The sequence below is a fragment of the Bacillus hominis genome (assembly GCF_018332515.1).
GTDB lineage: Bacteria > Bacillota > Bacilli > Bacillales > Bacillaceae_G > Bacillus_A > Bacillus_A hominis.
The window spans coordinates 1-633 of sequence record NZ_BOQD01000621.1 but is presented as its reverse complement, the minus strand read 5'-3'; the positions used below and the strand labels follow the sequence as shown (position 1 = coordinate 633).

At 33.5% G+C, this 633-nt stretch carries 1 protein-coding gene; it reads right to left on the bottom strand.

The genetic code is table 11. The features are described 5' to 3' along the window. Positions 1-526, bottom strand: a 526-nt coding sequence (locus tag KI356_RS27665; RefSeq protein WP_212937060.1) for a collagen-like repeat preface domain-containing protein, incomplete at its 3' end; no start/stop codon positions are given. Positions 527-633 lie beyond the last annotated feature (107 nt).

Sequence of the window (633 nt, the reverse complement as noted above, 5' to 3'; positions counted from 1 at the left end):
CTGCTCCTGTTGCTCCTGCTGCTCCTGTTGCTCCTGCTGCTCCTGTTGCCCCTGCTGCTCCTGTTGGACCTGGCGGAATTGGAGTGAGACTAATTATTTGCGTTAATAGATTTAATAAAAGTCGTAAAGTTGATGGAGCAATACACGTTAAAGCGAAGAAGAATTCTGCAAGTGCACTATAAAATTGTTGTAATAGTACAAACAATTGTGCCAAGCTCGGATTAGGAAGAAATAATACATTTAAAATACTTTGAATTAATTGTTTTAAATAATCCCCTTCTGAAGAAGGTAGTAATGAATCTAGGAAGATTAAAAATTGTTCAGACAAATCGATTACTACTAGTTTATTTGCATTACTTGGATTCGCAAAATACGTTGGGGTAGCCGTTATTAAGCCATTTAATAAACTAATCAATGTAGCTAATTGTTGATTAGTAATACAAATTGTCTGTGGATTCTTACAACAATCAGCTGTAAAAACAATTGGATTACAGTGATTGTCATTAGAACAATCATTATGTTTCATGTTTTTCCTCCTTACTGATTTAATTTTTGAGTTCATTTCTATCCTAAGAGTCATCATTTTCACATAAAGTAAATTGAATTATACTCTCAAAAATGAAAACGCTACTA